Source organism: Mycobacterium montefiorense (assembly GCF_025823255.1).
Classification (GTDB): Bacteria; Actinomycetota; Actinomycetes; order Mycobacteriales; family Mycobacteriaceae; genus Mycobacterium; species Mycobacterium montefiorense.
The window spans coordinates 53,923-74,207 of the sequence record NZ_JACKVL010000008.1; the positions used below are offsets into that span (position 1 = coordinate 53,923).

The following is a 20,285-nucleotide window of genomic DNA, read 5'->3' on the forward strand; positions in this document are numbered from 1 at the left end:
CAGCAATAACCGAAGTAGGAAGACGAAAAGCTATGGCCGAGTTGACAATCTCCGCTGATGACATCCAGAGTGCGATCGAAGAGTACGTAGATTCCTTCACCTCCGACACCTCCCGCGAGGAGGTTGGCACGGTCATCGATGCCGGGGACGGCATCGCGCACGTCGAGGGTCTGCCGTCGGTGATGACCCAGGAACTGCTTGAGTTCCCGGGTGGTGTCCTCGGTGTAGCCCTCAACCTCGACGAGCACAGCGTCGGCGCGGTGATCCTCGGTGACTTCGAAAAGATCGAAGAAGGCCAGCAGGTCAAGCGCACCAGCGAAGTTCTCTCGGTCCCCGTCGGTGACGCTTTCCTGGGGCGGGTGGTCAACCCCCTCGGCCAGCCGATCGACGGCGGCGGCGACATCGATGCCGAGACGCGGCGCGCGCTGGAACTCCAGGCGCCCTCGGTGGTGCAGCGGCAGAGCGTGAGTGAACCGCTGCAGACCGGTATCAAGGCCATCGACGCGATGACACCGATCGGGCGTGGCCAGCGTCAGCTGATCATCGGCGACCGCAAGACCGGCAAGACCACGGTCTGCGTCGACACCATCCTCAACCAGCGCCAGAACTGGGAGACGGGCGACGAAAAGAAGCAGGTGCGCTGCGTCTACGTGGCCATCGGGCAGAAGGGCACCACGATCGCGTCCGTGCGCCGCACGCTGGAAGAGGGCGGCGCGATGGATTACACCACTATTGTCGCGGCGCCCGCGTCAGATGCCGCAGGCTTCAAATGGCTTGCGCCGTACGCTGGTTCGGCAATCGCCCAGCACTGGATGTACCAGGGCAAACACGTGCTGATCGTTTTCGACGACTTGACCAAGCAAGCCGAGGCGTACCGCGCCATCTCGCTGCTGCTGCGCCGGCCGCCCGGGCGCGAGGCCTACCCCGGCGACGTGTTCTACCTGCACTCGCGGTTGTTGGAGCGCTGCGGGAAACTCTCCGACGAGCTCGGTGCCGGTTCGCTGACGGGTTTGCCGATCATCGAGACCAAAGCCAATGACATCTCGGCTTACATCCCGACCAACGTCATCTCGATCACCGACGGGCAGTGCTTCTTAGAGACTGACCTGTTCAATCAGGGTGTGCGGCCGGCCATCAACGTTGGTGTCTCGGTGTCCCGGGTCGGTGGTGCGGCGCAGATCAAGGCAATGAAAGAGGTGGCAGGAAGTCTTCGTTTGGACCTGTCGCAGTACCGCGAATTGGAGTCCTTCGCGGCTTTTGCTTCTGATTTGGACGCCACCTCGAAAGCACAGCTAGAGCGTGGCGCGCGGTTGGTCGAGCTGCTCAAGCAGCCGCAAAACCAGCCGATGCCCGTTGAAGAGCAAGTGGTTTCCATGTTCCTGGGCACCGGCGGGCACGTGGACTCGGTGCCGGTCGAGGATGTCAAGCGGTTCGAAACCGAACTGCTGGACCACATCCGGGGCTCCGAAGAAAAGATCCTCGAAGAGATCCGCAAGAGCCAGAAGCTCAGCGAGGAAAACGCCGACGCGCTCACCGAGGTCATCAATCACTTCAAGAAGGGCTTCGCGGCTACGGGCGGTGGGTCGGTGGTGCCCGACGAGCATGCCGAGGCCAAGGAAGACGACGGCAAAGAATCGGTGAAGGTCAAAAAGGCTGAGCCCCAGGAGAAAGACGCCAAGAACGAGTCCAAGAAGGACAAGAAGTAGCTAACGATGGCTGCCACACTTCGCGAACTACGCGGGCGGATCCGCTCCGCGGGCTCGATCAAGAAGATCACCAAGGCCCAGGAGTTGATCGCGACGTCGCGTCTGCCCAAGGCGCAGAATCGACTCGAATCCGCCCGGCCCTATGCCTTCGAGATCACCCGGATGCTCACCACCCGGGCCGGCGAAGCCGCTCTAGACCATCCGTTGCTCGTCGAGCGTCCAGAACCCAAACGCGCCGGCGTCCTGGTGGTGTCCTCCGATCGCGGTTTGTGCGGCGCATACAACTCCGGCATCTTCCGTCGCTCCGAGCAGCTTTTCACCCAGCTTCGAGAAGAGGGAAAAGAGCCGGTCCTCTACACGGTGGGCCGAAAGGCGCAGGGCTACTACACCTTCCGGAACTGGGACATCGCGGCGTCGTGGACGGGCTTCTCCGAGCAACCCAGTTATGACAACGCCGCGGAGATCGGTTCGACCTTGGTGGACGCGTTCATGAAGGGCGCCGGGGATGATGACGATCAAAAGGCCGACGACATTGCGGGCGTCGACGAGCTGCACATCGTGTACTCGGAGTTCAAGTCGATGATGTCGCAGACGGCGGTGGCTCATCGGATGGCTCCCTTGGTCGTGGAGTATGTCGAGGAAGACACCGGACCACGCACCCTGTATTCGTTCGAGCCGGACGCGACAACACTGTTCGAGGCATTACTCCCGCGCTATCTGACCACGCGGGTTTATGCGTCGATGCTCGAGTCCGCCGCATCGGAGCTGGCGTCGCGTCAGCGGGCGATGAAATCGGCCACCGATAACGCCGACGATCTCATCAAAGCCCTGACGTTGATGGCGAACCGCGAGCGGCAGGCCCAGATCACCCAGGAAATCAGCGAAATCGTCGGTGGCGCAAACGCGCTCGCCGACGCCGCCAAGTAGTCCCACGAGGAAGCGAAAAAGATATGAGCGCTACTGCCGAGAAGACCGGCAAGCCGACGAAATCGGACACCAGCGGCCGCGTGGTACGGGTGACCGGCCCGGTCGTTGACGTCGAGTTCCCGCGGGGCTCGGTCCCCGAACTGTTCAACGCATTGCACGCCGAGGTCACGTTCGAGGAGCTGAAGAAGACCCTCACGCTGGAGGTGGCAAACCACCTCGGCGACAACCTGGTGCGCACCATCTCGATGCAGCCCACCGACGGACTGGTGCGCGGCGTCGAGGTGACCGACACCGGTAATTCGATCACTGTGCCGGTCGGTGAGGATGTCAAGGGGCACGTGTTCAATGCGCTGGGCCACTGCCTGGACAAGCCGGGATATGGAGAGGACTTCGAGCACTGGTCGATTCACCGCAAGCCGCCTGCGTTCGAGGATCTCGAGCCTCGCACCGAGATGCTCGAGACCGGGCTGAAGGTGGTCGACCTGCTCACCCCGTATGTGCGCGGTGGCAAGATCGCGCTGTTCGGCGGTGCCGGCGTGGGCAAGACCGTGCTCATCCAGGAGATGATCAACCGCATCGCCCGTAACTTCTCCGGCACTTCGGTGTTCGCCGGGGTGGGGGAGCGTACCCGTGAGGGCAACGACCTGTGGGTCGAGCTCAAGGAAGCCGATGTGCTCAAGGACACCGCGCTGGTGTTCGGTCAGATGGACGAGCCGCCCGGTACCCGTATGCGAGTCGCCCTGTCCGCCTTGACGATGGCGGAATGGTTCCGTGACGAGGCGGGCAAGGACGTGCTGCTGTTCATCGACAACATCTTCCGGTTCACTCAGGCCGGATCAGAGGTGTCGACACTGCTCGGCCGGATGCCGTCGGCGGTGGGTTATCAGCCCACGCTGGCCGACGAGATGGGCGAGTTGCAGGAGCGCATCACCTCGACGCGAGGCAAGTCGATTACATCCATGCAAGCGGTGTACGTGCCGGCCGACGACTACACGGACCCGGCGCCGGCGACGACGTTCGCCCACCTGGACGCCACCACTGAGCTGTCCCGTGGGGTGTTCTCCAAGGGCATCTTCCCCGCCGTGGACCCGCTGGCGTCCAGCTCCACCATCCTGGATCCCAGCGTTGTCGGTGACGAGCACTACCGCGTTGCACAGGAAGTTATTCGAATCCTGCAGCGGTACAAGGACCTTCAGGACATCATCGCGATCCTGGGTATCGACGAGTTGTCCGAGGAAGACAAGCAACTGGTTAACCGAGCCCGTCGCATCGAGCGGTTCCTCTCGCAGAACATGATGGCCGCCGAACAGTTCACCGGCCAGCCGGGTTCGACGGTCCCGGTCAAGGAGACCATCGAGGCGTTTGACCGGCTGAGCAAGGGTGATTTCGACCACGTGCCCGAGCAGGCGTTCTTCCTAATCGGTGGACTCGACGACCTGGCGAAGAAGGCCGAGACTCTTGGTGCCAAGCTCTAACTGTTGGCTGAGTCGAAAGGTGGTGTGGCATGGCTGAATTGAATGTCGAGATCGTCGCCGTCGACCGCAAGATCTGGTCGGGTGAGGCATCGTTCCTGTTCACCCGCACCACCGCCGGCGAGATCGGCATCCTGCCCCGCCACATCCCGTTGGTGGCCCAGTTGGTCGACGACGCAATGGTGCGCGTCGAGCGCGACGGCCAAGACGATCTACGGGTCGCGGTGGACGGCGGTTTCTTGTCGGTGACCGAGGAGAGCGTCACTATCCTCGCCGAGTCCGCCGAGTTCGAGTCGGAGATCGACGAGGCCGCAGCCAAGCAGGATTCCGAGTCCGACGATCCTCGTATTGCCGCCAGGGGCCGCGCTAGATTGCGCGCCGTCGGTGCGATCGACTAGCCGCCGATGAGCGCGCCCATGGTTGGCATGGTCGTGCTCGTCGTCGTGTTAGGGGCGGCCGTTCTCGCGCTGAGCTACCGGTTGTGGAAGCTACGGCAGGGCGGAACCGCCGCCATTATGCGCGACATCCCGGCGGTCGGAGGTCATGGCTGGCGACACGGCGTGATCCGCTACCGCGGCGGCGAAGCGGCGTTCTATCGGCTGTCCAGCCTGCGTCTGTGGCCGGATCGGCGGCTGTCCCGGCGAGGTGTCGAGATCGTGGCTCGGCGCGCGCCGCGCGGCGACGAGTTCGACATCATGACCGACGAGATCGTGGTGCTGGAACTGCGCGATACTACCCAGGACCGTAGGTCGGGTTACGAGATCGCACTCGATCAGGGCGCGTTGACCGCGTTCTTGTCCTGGCTAGAGTCCCGTCCTTCGCCGCGCGCACGCCGTCGCAGCGTTTGACCAAAACTCCGGTGGCTCAACCGGTTTAAGCGCCGCCACCCGGCTTCCACAGCACATCGTCACCTGCGTTGGCTGCCCTGGACAGGATGAAGAGTAAGTCCGACAACCGATTCAGATATTTCGCCGGTAGCACGTTGACTTCGCTGGGCGCGGAATCGACCGCGGCCCACGCCGATCGCTCGGCCCGGCGCACCACAGTGCGGGCAACGTGCAGTAGTGCCGACAACGGCGTACCACCCGGCAGCACAAAGGAGTTCAGTGCCGGCAGGGGTTCGTTGTATTTGTCGCACCATCCTTCGAGACGATCGATGTAGGACTGGGCGACTCGCAGCGGAGGATACTTCGGGTTCTCGACGACCGGGGTTGACAGATCCGCACCGGCGTCGAACAGGTCGTTTTGAATCTGCTGCAGCACGCCCGCTAGTTCGGAATCAGGCTGACCCAAAGCGATGGCAACGCCGATCGCGGAGTTGGCCTCGTCACAGTCCGCGTAGGCAACCAGCCGGGGATCGTTCTTCGACACCCGGGAGAAGTCGCTCAATCCGGTGGTTCCGTCGTCGCCGGTCCGCGTGTAGATACGGGTCAGGTGCACTGCCATGAACAAACCGTACTCGGCTAACTGAGTTAGCCGACTGACAAGCCGATACCGCTTTACTAGACTGACGCGGGTGGCTGAGCGATTCGTGGTGACCGGTGGCAACCGGTTGTCAGGCGAAGTCGCAGTGGGGGGCGCCAAGAACAGCGTGCTCAAGCTGATGGCCGCGACTCTGCTGGCCGAAGGCACCAGCACGATTACCAACTGCCCGGACATCCTCGATGTGCCGTTGATGGCCGAGGTACTGCGCGGCTTGGGCGCCACTGTCGAACTTGACGGCGACGTCGCCCGCATCACCTCACCTGACGAGCCGAAGTACGACGCCGACTTCGCGGCTGTGCGGCAGTTCCGCGCCTCGGTCTGCGTGCTGGGTCCGCTGGTCGGCCGATGCAAGCGAGCCAAGGTGGCGCTGCCCGGTGGTGACGCGATCGGATCGCGTCCGCTGGACATGCACCAGGCGGGTCTGAGGCAGCTGGGCGCGCAGTGCAACATCGAGCACGGCTGTGTGGTCGCGCAGGCAGACACGTTGCGCGGCGCGGAGATTCAGCTGGAGTTTCCTTCGGTCGGAGCTACCGAGAACATCTTGATGGCCGCCGTCGTGGCCGAGGGTGTCACCACGATTCACAACGCAGCGCGCGAACCCGATGTAGTCGATCTGTGCACGATGCTCAACCAGATGGGCGCCAAGGTCGAAGGTGCCGGTTCACCGACTATGACCATCACCGGCGTCCCGCGGCTGTACCCCACTGAGCATCGCGTGATCGGCGACCGCATCGTCGCCGCCACCTGGGGGATCGCCGCCGCCATCACCCGCGGTGACATATCGGTGTCCGGCATCGATCCAGCGCATCTTCAGGTGGTGCTGCACAAACTGCACGACGCGGGTGCGACCGTGACCCAGACGGACAACAGCTTTCGCGTGACGCAGTACGAGCGCCCGAAAGCCATGAACGTTGCAACGTTGCCGTTTCCCGGCTTTCCGACCGACCTGCAACCGATGGCGATCGCGCTGGCATCGATCTCCGACGGCACCTCGATGATCACGGAGAACGTGTTCGAAGCGCGCTTCCGATTCGTCGAAGAAATGATCAGGCTCGGCGCCGACGCCCGCACCGACGGCCATCACGCCGTGGTGCGAGGTCTGCCGCAACTTTCCAGCGCGCCCGTCTGGTGTTCGGACATCCGGGCCGGTGCCGGCCTGGTGCTCGCCGGGCTCGTCGCCGACGGTGACACCGAGGTCCACGACGTCTTTCACATCGATCGGGGCTACCCGTTGTTCGTGGAAAACCTGGCGATTTTGGGAGCGGAGATCGAGCGGGTACAGTAACCAAAGTCAGTGCCCCACAGGCGCGGTCACCACTTGAAGGAGACCGTGACCGGGGCTTGACTCCCTCGCCGGATTGGTACTAACCTGGCACGGCTGCCCTCGCAGCGATCACCACGATCGCAAGAAATCGGGGGTTGACGCCACTGCCGGGACTGTATTAAGCTGGCGGGGTTGCCCCGAAGCGGGCGAGACAAGCAAGAGTGTTGTTTGAGAACTCAATAGTGTGTTTGGTGTTTTTGTTTGTTGTTGTTTTTTGACCATACTTTTAACACTCCCCGTGTGTAGGTATGGTCGTTTTTTGATGCCAGTTGATTGGTGTCTTTTTGTTAGGTCAGATTTTCTCTGATTGTAAATTCACCTCGTCTATCGAGGAGTTTTTGTTTGGAGAGTTTGATCCTGGCTCAGGACGAACGCTGGCGGCGTGCTTAACACATGCAAGTCGAACGGAAAGGCCTCTTCGGAGGTACTCGAGTGGCGAACGGGTGAGTAACACGTGGGTAATCTGCCCTGCACTTCGGGATAAGCCTGGGAAACTGGGTCTAATACCGAATATGACCACGAGACGCATGTCTTGTGGTGGAAAGCTTTTGCGGTGTGGGATGGGCCCGCGGCCTATCAGCTTGTTGGTGGGGTGATGGCCTACCAAGGCGACGACGGGTAGCCGGCCTGAGAGGGTGTCCGGCCACACTGGGACTGAGATACGGCCCAGACTCCTACGGGAGGCAGCAGTGGGGAATATTGCACAATGGGCGCAAGCCTGATGCAGCGACGCCGCGTGGGGGATGACGGCCTTCGGGTTGTAAACCTCTTTCAGCAGGGACGAAGCGCAAGTGACGGTACCTGCAGAAGAAGCACCGGCCAACTACGTGCCAGCAGCCGCGGTAATACGTAGGGTGCGAGCGTTGTCCGGAATTACTGGGCGTAAAGAGCTCGTAGGTGGTTTGTCGCGTTGTTCGTGAAAACCGGGGGCTTAACCCTCGGCGTGCGGGCGATACGGGCAGACTGGAGTACTGCAGGGGAGACTGGAATTCCTGGTGTAGCGGTGGAATGCGCAGATATCAGGAGGAACACCGGTGGCGAAGGCGGGTCTCTGGGCAGTAACTGACGCTGAGGAGCGAAAGCGTGGGGAGCGAACAGGATTAGATACCCTGGTAGTCCACGCCGTAAACGGTGGGTACTAGGTGTGGGTTTCCTTCCTTGGAATCCGTGCCGTAGCTAACGCATTAAGTACCCCGCCTGGGGAGTACGGCCGCAAGGCTAAAACTCAAAGGAATTGACGGGGGCCCGCACAAGCGGCGGAGCATGTGGATTAATTCGATGCAACGCGAAGAACCTTACCTGGGTTTGACATGCACAGGACGCTGGTAGAGATATCAGTTCCCTTGTGGCCTGTGTGCAGGTGGTGCATGGCTGTCGTCAGCTCGTGTCGTGAGATGTTGGGTTAAGTCCCGCAACGAGCGCAACCCTTATCTTATGTTGCCAGCGGGTAATGCCGGGGACTCGTGAGAGACTGCCGGGGTCAACTCGGAGGAAGGTGGGGATGACGTCAAGTCATCATGCCCCTTATGTCCAGGGCTTCACACATGCTACAATGGCCGGTACAAAGGGCTGCGATGCCGTAAGGTTAAGCGAATCCTTTTAAAGCCGGTCTCAGTTCGGATCGGGGTCTGCAACTCGACCCCGTGAAGTCGGAGTCGCTAGTAATCGCAGATCAGCAACGCTGCGGTGAATACGTTCCCGGGCCTTGTACACACCGCCCGTCACGTCATGAAAGTCGGTAACACCCGAAGCCAGTGGCCTAACCTTTTGGAGGGAGCTGTCGAAGGTGGGATCGGCGATTGGGACGAAGTCGTAACAAGGTAGCCGTACCGGAAGGTGCGGCTGGATCACCTCCTTTCTAAGGAGCACCACGAGAAACACTCCAATTGGTGGGGTGTGAGCCGTGAGGGGTTCTTGTCTGTAGTGGACGAGAGCCGGGTGCACAACAACAGGCAATCGCCAGACACACTATTGGGCCCTGAGACAACACTCGGCCATCTTCGGTCGATGTGGTGTCCCTCCATCTTGGTGGTGGGGTGTGGTGTTTGAGTATTGGATAGTGGTTGCGAGCATCTAAATGAATGCGTTGCCGGCAACGGTTGCGTGTTCGTTTTGTGTAATTTTATTTCTTTTGGTTTTTGTGTTTGTAAGTGTTTAAGGGCACATGGTGGATGCCTTGGCATCGAGAGCCGATGAAGGACGTGGGAGGCTGCGATATGCCTCGGGGAGCTGTCAACCGAGCGTTGATCCGAGGATTTCCGAATGGGGAAACCCAGCACGAGTTATGTCGTGTTACCCGTACCTGAATATATAGGGTGCGGGAGGGAACGCGGGGAAGTGAAACATCTCAGTACCCGTAGGAAAAGAAAACAAAAGTGATTCCGCTAGTAGTGGCGAGCGAACGCGGAACATGGCTAAACCGCACGCATGTTTAACCGGGTAGGGGTTGTGTGTGCGGGGTTGTGGGATTGATATGTCTCAGCTCTACCTGGCTGAGGGGCAGTCAGAAAGTGTCGTAGTTAGCGGAAGTGGCCTGGGATGGCCCGCCATAGACGGTGAGAGCCCGGTACGCGAAAACCCGGCACCTGCCTAGTATCAACTCCCGAGTAGCAGCGGGCCCGTGAAATCCGCTGTGAATCTGCCGAGACCACTCGGTAAGCCTAAATACTTCTCGATGACCGATAGCGGATTAGTACCGTGAGGGAATGGTGAAAAGTACCCCGGGAGGGGAGTGAAATAGTACCTGAAACCGTGTGCCTACAATCCGTCAGAGCCTCCTTGTGGGGTGATGGCGTGCCTTTTGAAGAATGAGCCTGCGAGTCAGGGACATGTCGCAAGGTTAACCCGTGAGGGGTAGCCGCAGCGAAAGCGAGTCTGAATAGGGCGATTCAGTGGCGTGTTCTGGACCCGAAGCGGAGTGATCTACCCATGGCCAGGGTGAAGCGCGGGTAAGACCGCGTGGAGGCCCGAACCCACTTAGGTTGAAGACTGAGGGGATGAGTTGTGGGTAGGGGTGAAAGGCCAATCAAACTCCGTGATAGCTGGTTCTCCCCGAAATGCATTTAGGTGCAGCGTTACGTGTTTCACCACGGAGGTAGAGCTACTGGATGGCCAATGGGCCCTACTAGGTTACTGACGTCAGCCAAACTCCGAATGCCGTGGTGTATAGCGTGGCAGTGAGACGGCGGGGGATAAGCTCCGTACGTCGAAAGGGAAACAGCCCAGATCGCCGGCTAAGGCCCCTAAGCGTGTGCTAAGTGGAAAAGGATGTGCAGTCGCAGAGACAACCAGGAGGTTGGCTTAGAAGCAGCCACCCTTGAAAGAGTGCGTAATAGCTCACTGGTCAAGTGATTGTGCGCCGATAATGTAGCGGGGCTCAAGCACACCGCCGAAGCCGCGGCAACCGCAAGGTTGGGTAGGGGAGCGTCCCTCATGCAGAGAAGCTGTCGGGTGACCGATGGTGGAGTGTGGGGGAGTGAGAATGCAGGCATGAGTAGCGATTAGGCAAGTGAGAACCTTGCCCGCCGAAAGACCAAGGGTTCCTGGGCCAGGCCAGTCCGCCCAGGGTGAGTCGGGACCTAAGGCGAGGCCGACAGGCGTAGTCGATGGACAACGGGTTGATATTCCCGTACCCGTGTATGAGCGTCCCTGACGAATCCATTCTGCTAACCACCCAAAAGGTGGTCTATCAATCCCTTCGGGGTGCGAGGACTGCCGGCTGCGTGGGACCCGGATGGGTAGTAGTCAAGCGATGGGGTGACGCAGGAAGGTAGCCGTACCAGTCAGTGGTAATACTGGGGCAAGCCTGTAGGGAGAGCGATAGGCAAATCCGTCGCTCATATTCCTGAGAGGTGATGCATAGCCGATTGAGGCGAATTCGGTGATCCTCAGCTGCCAAGAAAAGCCTCTAGCGAGCGCATACATGGCCCGTACCCCAAACCAACACAGGTGGTCAGGTAGAGAATACCAAGGCGTACGAGATAACTATGGTTAAGGAACTCGGCAAAATGCCCCCGTAACTTCGGGAGAAGGGGGGCCGGCTTACCGTGAACAGCCTTGCGCTGCGAGCGGGAACCGGCCGCAGAAACCAGTGGGAAGCGACTGTTTACTAAAAACACAGGTCCGTGCGAAGTCGCAAGACGATGTATACGGACTGACGCCTGCCCGGTGCTGGAAGGTTAAGAGGACCCGTTAACTCGTAAGGGTGAAGCGGAGAATTTAAGCCCCAGTAAACGGCGGTGGTAACTATAACCATCCTAAGGTAGCGAAATTCCTTGTCGGGTAAGTTCCGACCTGCACGAATGGCGTAACGACTTCCCAACTGTCTCAACCATAGACTCGGCGAAATTGCACTACGAGTAAAGATGCTCGTTACGCGCGGCAGGACGAAAAGACCCCGGGACCTTCACTACAACTTGGTATTGGTGTTCGGTACTGTTTGTGTAGGATAGGTGGGAGACTGTGAAACTCTAACGCCAGTTAGAGCGGAGTCGTTGTTGAAATACCACTCTGACCGTATTGGACACCTAACTTCGAACCCTTATCGGGTTCAGGGACAGTGCCTGGCGGGTAGTTTAACTGGGGCGGTTGCCTCCTAAAATGTAACGGAGGCGCCCAAAGGTTCCCTCAACCTGGACGGCAATCAGGTGTTGAGTGTAAGTGCACAAGGGAGCTTGACTGCGAGACCTACAAGTCAAGCAGGGACGAAAGTCGGGACTAGTGATCCGGCACCCCCGAGTGGAAGGGGTGTCGCTCAACGGATAAAAGGTACCCCGGGGATAACAGGCTGATCTTCCCCAAGAGTCCATATCGACGGGATGGTTTGGCACCTCGATGTCGGCTCGTCGCATCCTGGGGCTGGAGCAGGTCCCAAGGGTTGGGCTGTTCGCCCATTAAAGCGGCACGCGAGCTGGGTTTAGAACGTCGTGAGACAGTTCGGTCTCTATCCGCCGCGCGCGTCAGAAACTTGAGGAAACCTGTCCCTAGTACGAGAGGACCGGGACGGACGAACCTCTAGTGCACCAGTTGTCCCACCAGGGGCACGGCTGGATAGCTACGTTCGGAAAGGATAACCGCTGAAAGCATCTAAGCGGGAAACCTTCTCCAAGATCAGGTTTCTCACCCTTTTAGAGGGATAAGGCCCCCCGCAGACTACGGGATTGATAGGCCAGACCTGGAAGCTCAGTAATGAGTGCAGGGAACTGGCACTAACCGGCCGAAAACTTACCAACACAACTCGCAACCACGAATCCAGTGTCCATGGCTTTATTGCCGTGTCGACACCACACCCCCCATCAATACACTTGAATGGAAAAATAAATAGAGTTACGGCGGCCACAGCGACAGGGAAACGCCCGGTCCCATTCCGAACCCGGAAGCTAAGCCTGTCAGCGCCAATGATACTGCCCGATCGGGTGGAAAAGTAGGACACCGCCGAACATACACAAAAACGCCCCCTGCAAAGGGGGCGTTTTTGCATTCTTAATTAGTCGAATAGCGTCAAATTCGACCGTTGATTCTCCAATTCGAGCAGTGTCCGCTTTCGCTCGATTCCGCCGCCGAAGCCGGTGAGGCTTCCATTGGCGCCAATGACGCGATGACAGGGTACGACGATAGCAATCGGATTGTGGCCATTGGCCAATCCGGCAGCGCGCGCAGCGCCGGGCGCCCCGATCTGCTCGGCGATCTCGCCGTACGACCGTGTTTCGCCATATGGAATGGTCAAGAGCGCCTCCCACACTCGACGCTGGAATTCGGTGCCCCGCAGATCCAGTTCCACATCGAAACTCGTGAGCTCGCCCGCGAAATACGCGGTCAGTTGATCGACTGCCTTGTCGAATGCTCCCGGGTCGGGCGACCAGCCGGCGCGGCTCGGTTCGTAGGTTTGATCGACCATCCGCAGATTGGTCAATACCGAGCCGCGGCCGGCCAGGGTGAGCAATCCGATCGGGCTGTCGATGGTGCGGTATGCGATCACGCGACCTCCTTTGGCGGCCAATGGTTTACCGGGTGCTCGAGGGTGGCCCACAAGTGCTGGGTGACATACGAGCGCCAGGGGCGCCATCGGGTGCTGTGCTCAATGAGTTTTCGTTGATCCGTCGGCAAGCCCAACTGTTTGGCGGCGAGTTGGAGCCCAAGGTCGCTGGCGGGAAAGGCATCCGGGTCACCGAGGCCGCGCATCGCGATCAACTCTGCGGTCCAGGGGCCGACTCCCGGCAGCGCCAGCAGTTGGGTACGCGCGCTGTCCCAGTCGCATCCAGCGTCCAGGACAACGCTCCCATCACGGAGGCTGGCGACCAGCGCGGTCATCGTACGTTGCCGGGACTTGGGGAAAGCCAGATGAATGGGATCGATCTCGGCGAGTTGTTCGACCGACGGGAAGGTATGCGTCAGTGTGCCTTCCGGGTCGTGGATTGGTTGCCCGTATGCAGCGACCAATCGGCCCGCGTGGGTTCCGGCGGCCTTGATCGATACCTGTTGACCCAGCACCGCGCGCACCGCGAGTTCGGCCTCGTCGACCGCGCGGGGAATGCGTTGTCCCGGTGCCTTGGCCACGACGGCGGTAAGCAGCGGGTCGCGACTGAGCGTGTCCACGATCGCTTCGGGGTCGGCGTCGAGGTCGAGCAATCGCCGGCAGCGGGCGATCGCAGTCGTCAGATCGCGGAAGTCGTCGAGCACGAGCAGGCAGCGGACGTGATCGACGGCCGGCGTCAGCGCGACCACCGCGTTGCCGAAGGGAAGCCGCAGGCTGCGCCGATACGCGCCGTCGCGCACTTCCTCGCAGCCAGGGACCGCGCCCGCGGCCAGATGGCCAAAGACTCCCTGGTAAGCGAATGGTGTGCGCACCGGCAGCCGAAGGCTCACTGTCCCAGGCGAAGTCGGGTTCGATCCGAATCGGGCCGCCGCGCGTCTGCGCAAGGCGGTCGGAGTGCTTTCGAACATCAGGCGCACGGTGTCGTTGAACTGGCGGATGCTGGAAAAGCCGGCGGCGAACGCGACATCACCGAACGGCAGGTCCGTGCTCTCGATTAGCAGCCGGGCGGTCTGACCTCGTTGCGCGCGAGCCAGCGCGAGCGGACCGGCGCCGACTTCTGCCTGCAACAGCCGTTCCAGTTGTCGGGTGGTGTACCCGAGATGGGCGGCCAGTCCGGCCACTCCGTCGCGGTCTACCGTGCCATCGGCGATCAGCCGCATGGCCCGCGCAACGACGTCGCCGCGCACATTCCACTCGGGAGAGCCCGGGGAGGCGTCCGGGCGGCATCTCTTGCACGCTCGGAAACCACCCCGTTGCGCAGCCGCCGCCGTCGGATAGAACCGCACGTTACGAGCGAACGGCGGTCGCACGGGGCAACTGGGCCGGCAGTAGATCCGGGTGGTCAGTACGGCGGTGACGAACCAGCCGTCGAACCGGGCGTCCTTGGATTGGATCGCCCGGTAGCAGCGTTCGAAATCGTCATGCACGCTTCCACAGTTACACCTATCCACCGACAAGACTGGCGGAAAAGCGACATCATCGTGGATGAACAGGTCAGATGCCGGCCTCGATCAGCCGCGGGCCATGATCAGCGAAGGCGGACTTGATCGCGACCGCCAAACTCATCGCGTCTGTGACACGTGAGGCTTCGACTCCCATACTTTCGGCCATGCCGACCCAATCAATCTGCGGGTTATCCAAATCGAACATCGCTGCGGCCTTGGGGCCGGGATGTTTGGCTCCGACGATCTGGTGTTCTTCATTGAGAACCTTGTAGGAACGGTTGGCGTAGATGATGGTTGTGATATCTAGCCGCTCGCGTGCCTGTGTCCACAGCGCCTGGAGGGTATAGAGGCCACTGCCGTCACCTTCGAGGTTCACCACCTTGCGATCGGGGCACGCGATTGCCGCACCCGTCGCCAGCGGTATACCTTGACCGATCGAGCCGCCGGCTAAGTGCAGATGGTCGTGCGCCGCAGCCGAATTCAGGTAGGAGTACGGACGCCCGAAGCCGGACGTCAGGCTCTCGTCACTGATGATCGCCCCCTCCGGCAGATAGTGGGCAACCGTCTGCATGATCGAGTCGGCATTCAGCGTCGCCGTGGTGGGCAGCTCGGGTGCGTCGCCGATAGCAACGGTCGCCGAGTAATCTTCGCCGCCAAGCAGATTGGCCAGCTGCTCCAGAGCCGAGGTCGCATCCTCATGTGGGTGTGCGAGGACGGTGGGCACGCAGCCACTCGGAGTGAGTTCGATGGCCTGATCGGGATACGCGAAAAACGCAATTGGCGCTTGCGAACCCACCAGGATGAGATGCTCGATGCCGCTCAGGAACGTGAGTGCATCCGCCGGTCGGTACGGCAGCCTCTCCACCATGACGCGGCCGGCACCCTTCTCGATCCGCGGGCTGAAGGTGTCGCATATGAGCCGGGCGTCCACGGAGGCTGCTAACCGGCCGGCAGCCAAGAGTCCGCGTCCCTGTAAAGCGTTGCCCCGCAGGAGAAATGCCGACTTTCCCGGCCGCGCCGAAAGTAATTTCGCCACCTGACGGACCGTATCGTCGCAGACCTGCGACGGCCCAATGACATCCGGCATGGCGGCTGCCCGCTCGGCGGCGGTCCATGCGGTGTCAGCGGGCAGGATCAGGGTCGCGATCTGACCGGGTGCTTGCCGGGCGGCCTGAACTGCGCGAGCCGCATCGGCGGCAACCAGCTGCGAATTCCTCGACGTATGAACCCAATGCGAGACCGTCCGGGCGAAGGCTTCGACGTCCGACGTCAATGGAGCCTCGAACCGCTGGTGCTCGGTAGCGTGGCTTCCCACGATGTTGACGACCGGCGACTGCGCCTTGCGCGCATTGTGCAGATTGGCCAAACCGTTGCCAAGTCCGGGGCCCAAATGCAGCAGCGTTGCCGCTGGCTTGTCGGCCATGCGCGCATAGCCGTCCGCGGCGCCGGTCACAACGCCTTCGAAGAGGCCGAGCACCGGACGTATCCCGTCGATCCTGTCGAGAGCGCCGACGAAATGCATTTCGGAGGTGCCCGGATTGGCGAAGCAGGTGTCAATACCGCAATTTATGAGTGTGCGCACCAGACTCTCGGCACCATTCATTCCGCTATCGCGGTCCAAGGAATCGCTCACTTTACCGACCTTTTGCTTTGACTCGGTTCACTGATGAATCTGTCCGTGGCGTCATTGCCGGCCGGAGATCTACAATATCAAGTATATTCGAGGCTATACCGAATTTGGCACCAAGTTTGACCACACAATAGAGATTGCCTAGAATAAAATTTCATGGATGCAGTGGATCATGAAATAATCCGCCATCTGTCCGCGGATGGGCGATTGTCAAACCTCGAGCTGGCCACCCGGGTGGGCCTCAGTCCTTCCTCGTGCCTGCGGCGAGTCCGAAACTTGGAGCAGGACGGCGTGATTCGGGGCTACCGCGCGATCATCAACGATGATGCGTTCGGGCGAGGGTTCAAGGTGACGGCATATGTTGACTTGGGGCCGATCGAGTCGGCCGCGATTCAAGCATTCGAAAACGCAGTCGTGGCGCTTCCGGAGATCGTCGAATGCCGCCGCATGATGGGCACACCAGATTACGTATTGCTGATCGCGGCCGCCGATCTGGCCGACTACGAGAAGCTGTATGCGGACAAGCTGGCGGCCCTGCCCGGGATATCGAGAATTCGCTCTCAGATTGCGATGAAAACGGTGAAGTCGAGTTAACGCACCACTGGAAGCACCCCGAAGGAGTCCGCATGACCCAGTCGAGACCCATCGCCGTCGAGAACTTCTCCCACGTCTGCGTCGGCGTCTCCGACATGGAGAACTCGTTGGCGTTCTACACCGCGGTGCTGGGCATCGACGTCGTCTTCGATGTCGAACTCGAGGGCAACGGACTTGACGCTGTGACCGGCGGCGCGGCCCAGGAGGGTCGCATGGTCGGTGGACTGATCGGGGGAGTGATGATCGAGTTGCTTTTCCTGGGCGATGTACCCGCCGGCCCCGCCGGCCCGCACCGCGGCTACACCAACATGTCGTTTCGCGTCGCCGATCTTGACGACACCTACGCGAGCCTGCGGAGCCGGCATCCGGATGTGCGCACCGAGCCGGTTGTCGACATCGGCGGTGTGCGAATGTTCTTCGTCTACGACCCCGACGACACGCCCATCGAAATTCTCGAGCTGCCCGCGGGCGCGCGCACCACACTGCAGCTCTGGCGGCCCTCCACTCCATGAGGTCCGGCTCATCGCGCGGCCTCTATCGCGCTGCGCACCTCCAGCCTCCGCAGCTTTCCGGAGGAGGTCCTGGGCAGCGTTCCGGGCTCCATCAACACGACATCGGACGGCGTCACCCCGCAAACGGACACTACTCGTTTGATGACGGAGCTACGGGTGACATCGTGATCTGACCCCACGAACTCGGCCGCGATGAGCAGCCGAGATTGGGCGGCACCGGATTTGGAACCGACGGCGACCACGGCGCCCTGCCGAACGCCGTCGACTTGCCCCGCGACCTGTTCGATCTCGGTGGGAAAGATGTTCCGTCCGGCGATCGTGATGACCTCCTTGGATCGACCACAGATCACCAACGAACCGTCAACGAGATAGCCGATGTCTCCGGTGCGAAACCACTCTCCCTGACTGTCGGCGTGAATTGGCTCCTGGCCGAGGTAGTGCGTCATCATCGAGGAACCGCGGATCTCGACCTCGCCGACGCTATCGTCAAATCCGTCCTGCGCCTGGCCGATACGCAATTGGGTGCCTTCGATGGGCTCACCCAGCAGGGCATACTGCTGGGTGGCGCCACCCCGGGTCCGCTCGTCGATTCGCAAACCGTCCCCACGCGCGGGCATCGTCACCGCGCAGGTGGACTCGGCCATTCCGTATGCCGGGGTCGCTGCCGAAGACCGGAAACCAAAGGGTGCCATGGCCGTAACGAACTGTTCGAATCCGTCGCAGTCGACCGGCTCACCCCCGTTGATCGCGATGCGCAACGCCCCGAGATCGACATTGGAAATGCTGCGGGAGTACCGGCCGATCACGGAGTATCCAAAGTTGGGACCGGCGGTGTAAGTGGCCTTGCTGTCCGACAGCCAGTCAACCCACCGAAGCGGTGCTGCCGAGAACGCACCGGTCGGGGCCAGCCACAAAGGAATTCCGCTCAGTGCACACGACAACGCGAATATGAGTCCCATGTCGTGATAGATCGGTACCCAGGAGCAGCCGAGGTCGTGGGCCGCGTCGAGTTGCAGTCGTTGGATGAGGCCACGCAGATTGTTGAGCGCAGCGGACGGCGACAGCACCGCGGTGCGCGGGTTGCCGGTCGACCCCGCCGTGCCTTGTAGGATCGCCGCATCCGAATCGGGTTGACGAGTAAGGGATGTGGATGTCGAGGTGCTCGCTGCTGCGGTGAGGTCAAGGACGTCCGGCCGGGCCTCGCTGCCGCGCAGTATCTCCAGCGCACTTCCATGGCTGAGCACCGTGCTGACGCCGATTCCCGAGAATCGGTCCAGGGTGGCCTTGGCCCAATCCTGCGGGTCGGCGCCGCGGCGCGGCCGCGGAAGGATCGACACCGCCGCACCGGCCAGCCATGCGGCTTGGATTGCCGCGATGAGTTCGACCGTCGGCTCGCCGACGAGACCGATTGCCGCGAGGCGATCCTGTCGAAGTATGCGCGTCGCGATGCTTTCCGCTATGCCGTGCACTTCGGTCCAGGGTCGGCGTGTCCACGTGTCGGTTTCCTTGTCCAGCACCACCAGATCGTGTGCGGACTGTGTCATCGCGCTTCGCATCGCGCTTGCGAGTGGGCTCACGCTGATGCTTTGCTATTGATCGCGACCTGCAGGTCGGCCACGGTGTTGCAGGTCAGGATGTCTTCCTCAGTCAATTGCACGCCCAACCGGTCCTCGATCGCGACCAGTCCGGCCGCGAAGGCCACCGAGTCCATCCCTAGATCGTCAATGAGTCGTGTTGTGGCAGTGACAGATTCGACTCTGAGATCGAGATCTTCACGCAGGATGACAATCAAAGTTTCGTTGACGGAAGGAGGCCTCGACGAGGTAGCTGAGTTCATGGCGAGCCACGCTACACAAGATGTTTAGGTAAGGCTAGGATCAATAATAGAAGGTTGATTTAGATTCTGTGAGCGAAATGCGTTCAGTTCGAAGCAAATTCGCTGGCTGTACGTTGCCCGACGTAGTCGGGGGGTTGCGAAGTCGATGACGATACGGTACCAATAGTTAGGGCAGGCTCCACTAACTCAGGGGAGGGTTTTGGGTGGAAGCCTCGGTCTGTGCAGCGCCGGGGTGTCGAACTTGCAGTATTCCAAGCGTTTTCGAGTTTTGCGCGCGGCCATAACGCGTCGGCTGGCGCCGACGTGTCGTTTGGTTTCCCGGATTTCAGTGACGTCCGAAATGGTCTCGGCGACAACCTCTTTCGGGTAGCCGGGCGGTCCCGCCGACTAAGCGGGCGCAGCGGCAGCGACGAAGTCCCGGGCGGCGCGGGACAACGGCCGAGCCGCATCCCAGACCATCCCGATGTCGCGGTACGCGTCGGCGTCGGCCAGGCGCAGCACGTTGACGCCGGGCGCACGCTCGCTGCCGTCGATCGGTGTCAGGCTGATGCCTAGGCCGGCGGCCACCAGCCCGGCGGTGGTGGTCAGATCCGCCGATTCCATCACGATGCGTGGCTGGAATTGCGCTGCGACACAAAGCTCGTCGAGCAATTGACGCATGCCGTATCCCGGATGCATGGCAACGAAGGGCTCGTCGGCCAGGTCTGTCATGGACACCGTCGGCATGCTTGTCAGCGGGTGATCGTGGGGGACGGCGACGCCAAGGCGCTGGCGAAACAGGCTGCGCCAAGCCAGAGCTGACGTCTTCGGCCTAGGCGAAACCACTCCGACGTCGATGACGCCCGCCAGCGCGCGATCGTTGATGACCTCGGAAGCGCCCTCCTCGAGTGTGAACGTCACGCGTGGTGACACCTGTGTGAAGGACGCGATCAGGCGAGGCACGGCGATCGATCCGAACGAACTCAAGAAGCCGAGCCGGATCTCGCCGGCGGCGGGGTTGTTCAGGTCCTCGATTTCGCGCCTGGCCGAATCGAGCTCCAATTGGGCCCGGCGAGCGTGCTCGTAGAAGATCCGGCCATAGGTGCTCAGCGAGAGTCGCCGGCCGCGGCGATCGAACAGCGCCACCCCCAGCCGGCGTTCCAAGCGCGCCAGCATCCGGGTCAGTGTCGGCTGCCCGATATGAAGTTGTTGAGCCGCCGCGGTCACATGTTGAAGTTCGGCGAGTGTGAGGAACCACTCGAAGTCCCCATCGGCCATGTCTACCACCTCTACTTATGCCGTAATAGCATCATAGTTTCAAAAATAATGCATTTCCGATT

The 20,285-nt window shown here is 61.1% G+C and carries 15 protein-coding genes and 3 rRNA genes; 11 read left to right on the forward strand and 7 right to left on the reverse strand.

Annotated elements, in window-relative coordinates; genetic code table 11:
* Positions 1-32 precede the first annotated feature (32 nt).
* The 5 genes from atpA to H7K34_RS06665 are packed head-to-tail and all read left to right on the forward strand — an operon-like array spanning position 33 to position 4,953.
* Complete coding sequence (gene atpA, locus H7K34_RS06645) at positions 33-1,706, forward strand: F0F1 ATP synthase subunit alpha (protein WP_108925177.1); 1,674 nt, start codon at positions 33-35, stop codon at positions 1,704-1,706.
* A 6-nt stretch (positions 1,707-1,712) separates the two neighbouring features.
* Positions 1,713-2,633, forward strand: coding sequence for a F0F1 ATP synthase subunit gamma (locus tag H7K34_RS06650; protein ID WP_264061048.1), 921 nt, complete (start codon positions 1,713-1,715; stop codon positions 2,631-2,633).
* 23 nt (positions 2,634-2,656) lie between these two features.
* Positions 2,657-4,108, forward strand: coding sequence for a F0F1 ATP synthase subunit beta (gene atpD / locus H7K34_RS06655; RefSeq protein ID WP_108925174.1), 1,452 nt, complete (start codon positions 2,657-2,659; stop codon positions 4,106-4,108).
* Positions 4,109-4,137: 29 nt separating this feature from the next.
* Positions 4,138-4,503: a F0F1 ATP synthase subunit epsilon gene (locus H7K34_RS06660; RefSeq protein ID WP_108925172.1), complete on the forward strand. Its 366-nt coding sequence runs from the start codon at positions 4,138-4,140 to the stop codon at positions 4,501-4,503.
* A 6-nt stretch (positions 4,504-4,509) separates the two neighbouring features.
* Positions 4,510-4,953, forward strand: a complete 444-nt coding sequence (locus H7K34_RS06665) for a DUF2550 domain-containing protein (RefSeq protein WP_264061050.1) — start codon at positions 4,510-4,512, stop codon at positions 4,951-4,953.
* Positions 4,954-4,978: 25 nt separating this feature from the next.
* Here H7K34_RS06665 and H7K34_RS06670 read toward each other — a convergent pair whose 3' ends face one another.
* A complete protein-coding gene (locus H7K34_RS06670; RefSeq protein ID WP_264061052.1) occupies positions 4,979-5,551 on the reverse strand; it encodes a cob(I)yrinic acid a,c-diamide adenosyltransferase in 573 nt (190 codons plus the stop codon).
* 70 nt (positions 5,552-5,621) lie between these two features.
* On the opposite strand from H7K34_RS06670, the gene murA reads away from it, so the two are divergent.
* The 4 genes from murA to rrf all read left to right on the forward strand — a co-directional run bounded on the left by murA (position 5,622) and on the right by rrf (position 12,353).
* Complete coding sequence (gene murA, locus H7K34_RS06675) at positions 5,622-6,875, forward strand: UDP-N-acetylglucosamine 1-carboxyvinyltransferase (protein ID WP_264061054.1); 1,254 nt, start codon at positions 5,622-5,624, stop codon at positions 6,873-6,875.
* Positions 6,876-7,253: 378 nt separating this feature from the next.
* A 16S ribosomal RNA gene (locus tag H7K34_RS06680) occupies positions 7,254-8,772 on the forward strand.
* A 286-nt stretch (positions 8,773-9,058) separates the two neighbouring features.
* A 23S ribosomal RNA gene (locus tag H7K34_RS06685) occupies positions 9,059-12,145 on the forward strand.
* A 95-nt stretch (positions 12,146-12,240) separates the two neighbouring features.
* Positions 12,241-12,353, forward strand: a 5S ribosomal RNA gene (gene rrf / locus H7K34_RS06690).
* Together the 16S, 23S and 5S rRNA genes form the textbook arrangement of a ribosomal RNA operon.
* A 46-nt stretch (positions 12,354-12,399) precedes the next feature.
* Here rrf and H7K34_RS06695 read toward each other — a convergent pair.
* The 3 genes from H7K34_RS06695 to H7K34_RS06705 form a co-directional block, all read right to left on the reverse strand.
* Positions 12,400-12,891: a methylated-DNA--[protein]-cysteine S-methyltransferase gene (locus H7K34_RS06695; RefSeq protein ID WP_264061055.1), complete on the reverse strand. Its 492-nt coding sequence runs from the start codon at positions 12,889-12,891 to the stop codon at positions 12,400-12,402.
* Positions 12,888-14,375, reverse strand: a complete 1,488-nt coding sequence (locus H7K34_RS06700) for a DNA-3-methyladenine glycosylase 2 family protein (RefSeq protein ID WP_264061056.1) — start codon at positions 14,373-14,375, stop codon at positions 12,888-12,890. The genes H7K34_RS06695 and H7K34_RS06700 overlap by 4 nt, the downstream gene beginning before the upstream one ends.
* 67 nt (positions 14,376-14,442) lie before the next feature.
* A complete protein-coding gene (locus tag H7K34_RS06705) occupies positions 14,443-15,996 on the reverse strand; it encodes an acetolactate synthase large subunit (RefSeq protein ID WP_264061242.1) in 1,554 nt (517 codons plus the stop codon).
* A 183-nt stretch (positions 15,997-16,179) separates the two neighbouring features.
* Between H7K34_RS06705 and H7K34_RS06710 the strand changes: the two genes are divergently transcribed.
* Positions 16,180-16,617: an Lrp/AsnC family transcriptional regulator gene (locus tag H7K34_RS06710; protein WP_108925157.1), complete on the forward strand. Its 438-nt coding sequence runs from the start codon at positions 16,180-16,182 to the stop codon at positions 16,615-16,617.
* A 32-nt stretch (positions 16,618-16,649) separates the two neighbouring features.
* Complete coding sequence (locus H7K34_RS06715; protein ID WP_264061057.1) at positions 16,650-17,129, forward strand: VOC family protein; 480 nt, start codon at positions 16,650-16,652, stop codon at positions 17,127-17,129.
* A gap of 8 nt (positions 17,130-17,137) precedes the next feature.
* Here H7K34_RS06715 and mbtM read toward each other — a convergent pair whose 3' ends face one another.
* From mbtM to H7K34_RS06730, 3 genes are all read right to left on the reverse strand, one after another.
* The gene (gene mbtM, locus H7K34_RS06720; protein WP_264061058.1) at positions 17,138-18,706 is read right to left on the reverse strand and encodes a long-chain-fatty acid--ACP ligase MbtM; all 1,569 of its coding nucleotides are present in this window, start codon (positions 18,704-18,706) and stop codon (positions 17,138-17,140) included.
* Positions 18,703-18,966: an acyl carrier protein gene (locus H7K34_RS06725; protein WP_264061059.1), complete on the reverse strand. Its 264-nt coding sequence runs from the start codon at positions 18,964-18,966 to the stop codon at positions 18,703-18,705. Before H7K34_RS06725 ends, mbtM begins: the two co-directional genes overlap by 4 nt.
* 387 nt (positions 18,967-19,353) lie before the next feature.
* Positions 19,354-20,223 carry a LysR family transcriptional regulator gene (locus H7K34_RS06730; RefSeq protein ID WP_264061060.1) on the reverse strand — a complete coding sequence of 290 codons (870 nt, stop codon included), beginning with the start codon at positions 20,221-20,223 and terminating at the stop codon, positions 19,354-19,356.
* Positions 20,224-20,285 lie beyond the last annotated feature (62 nt).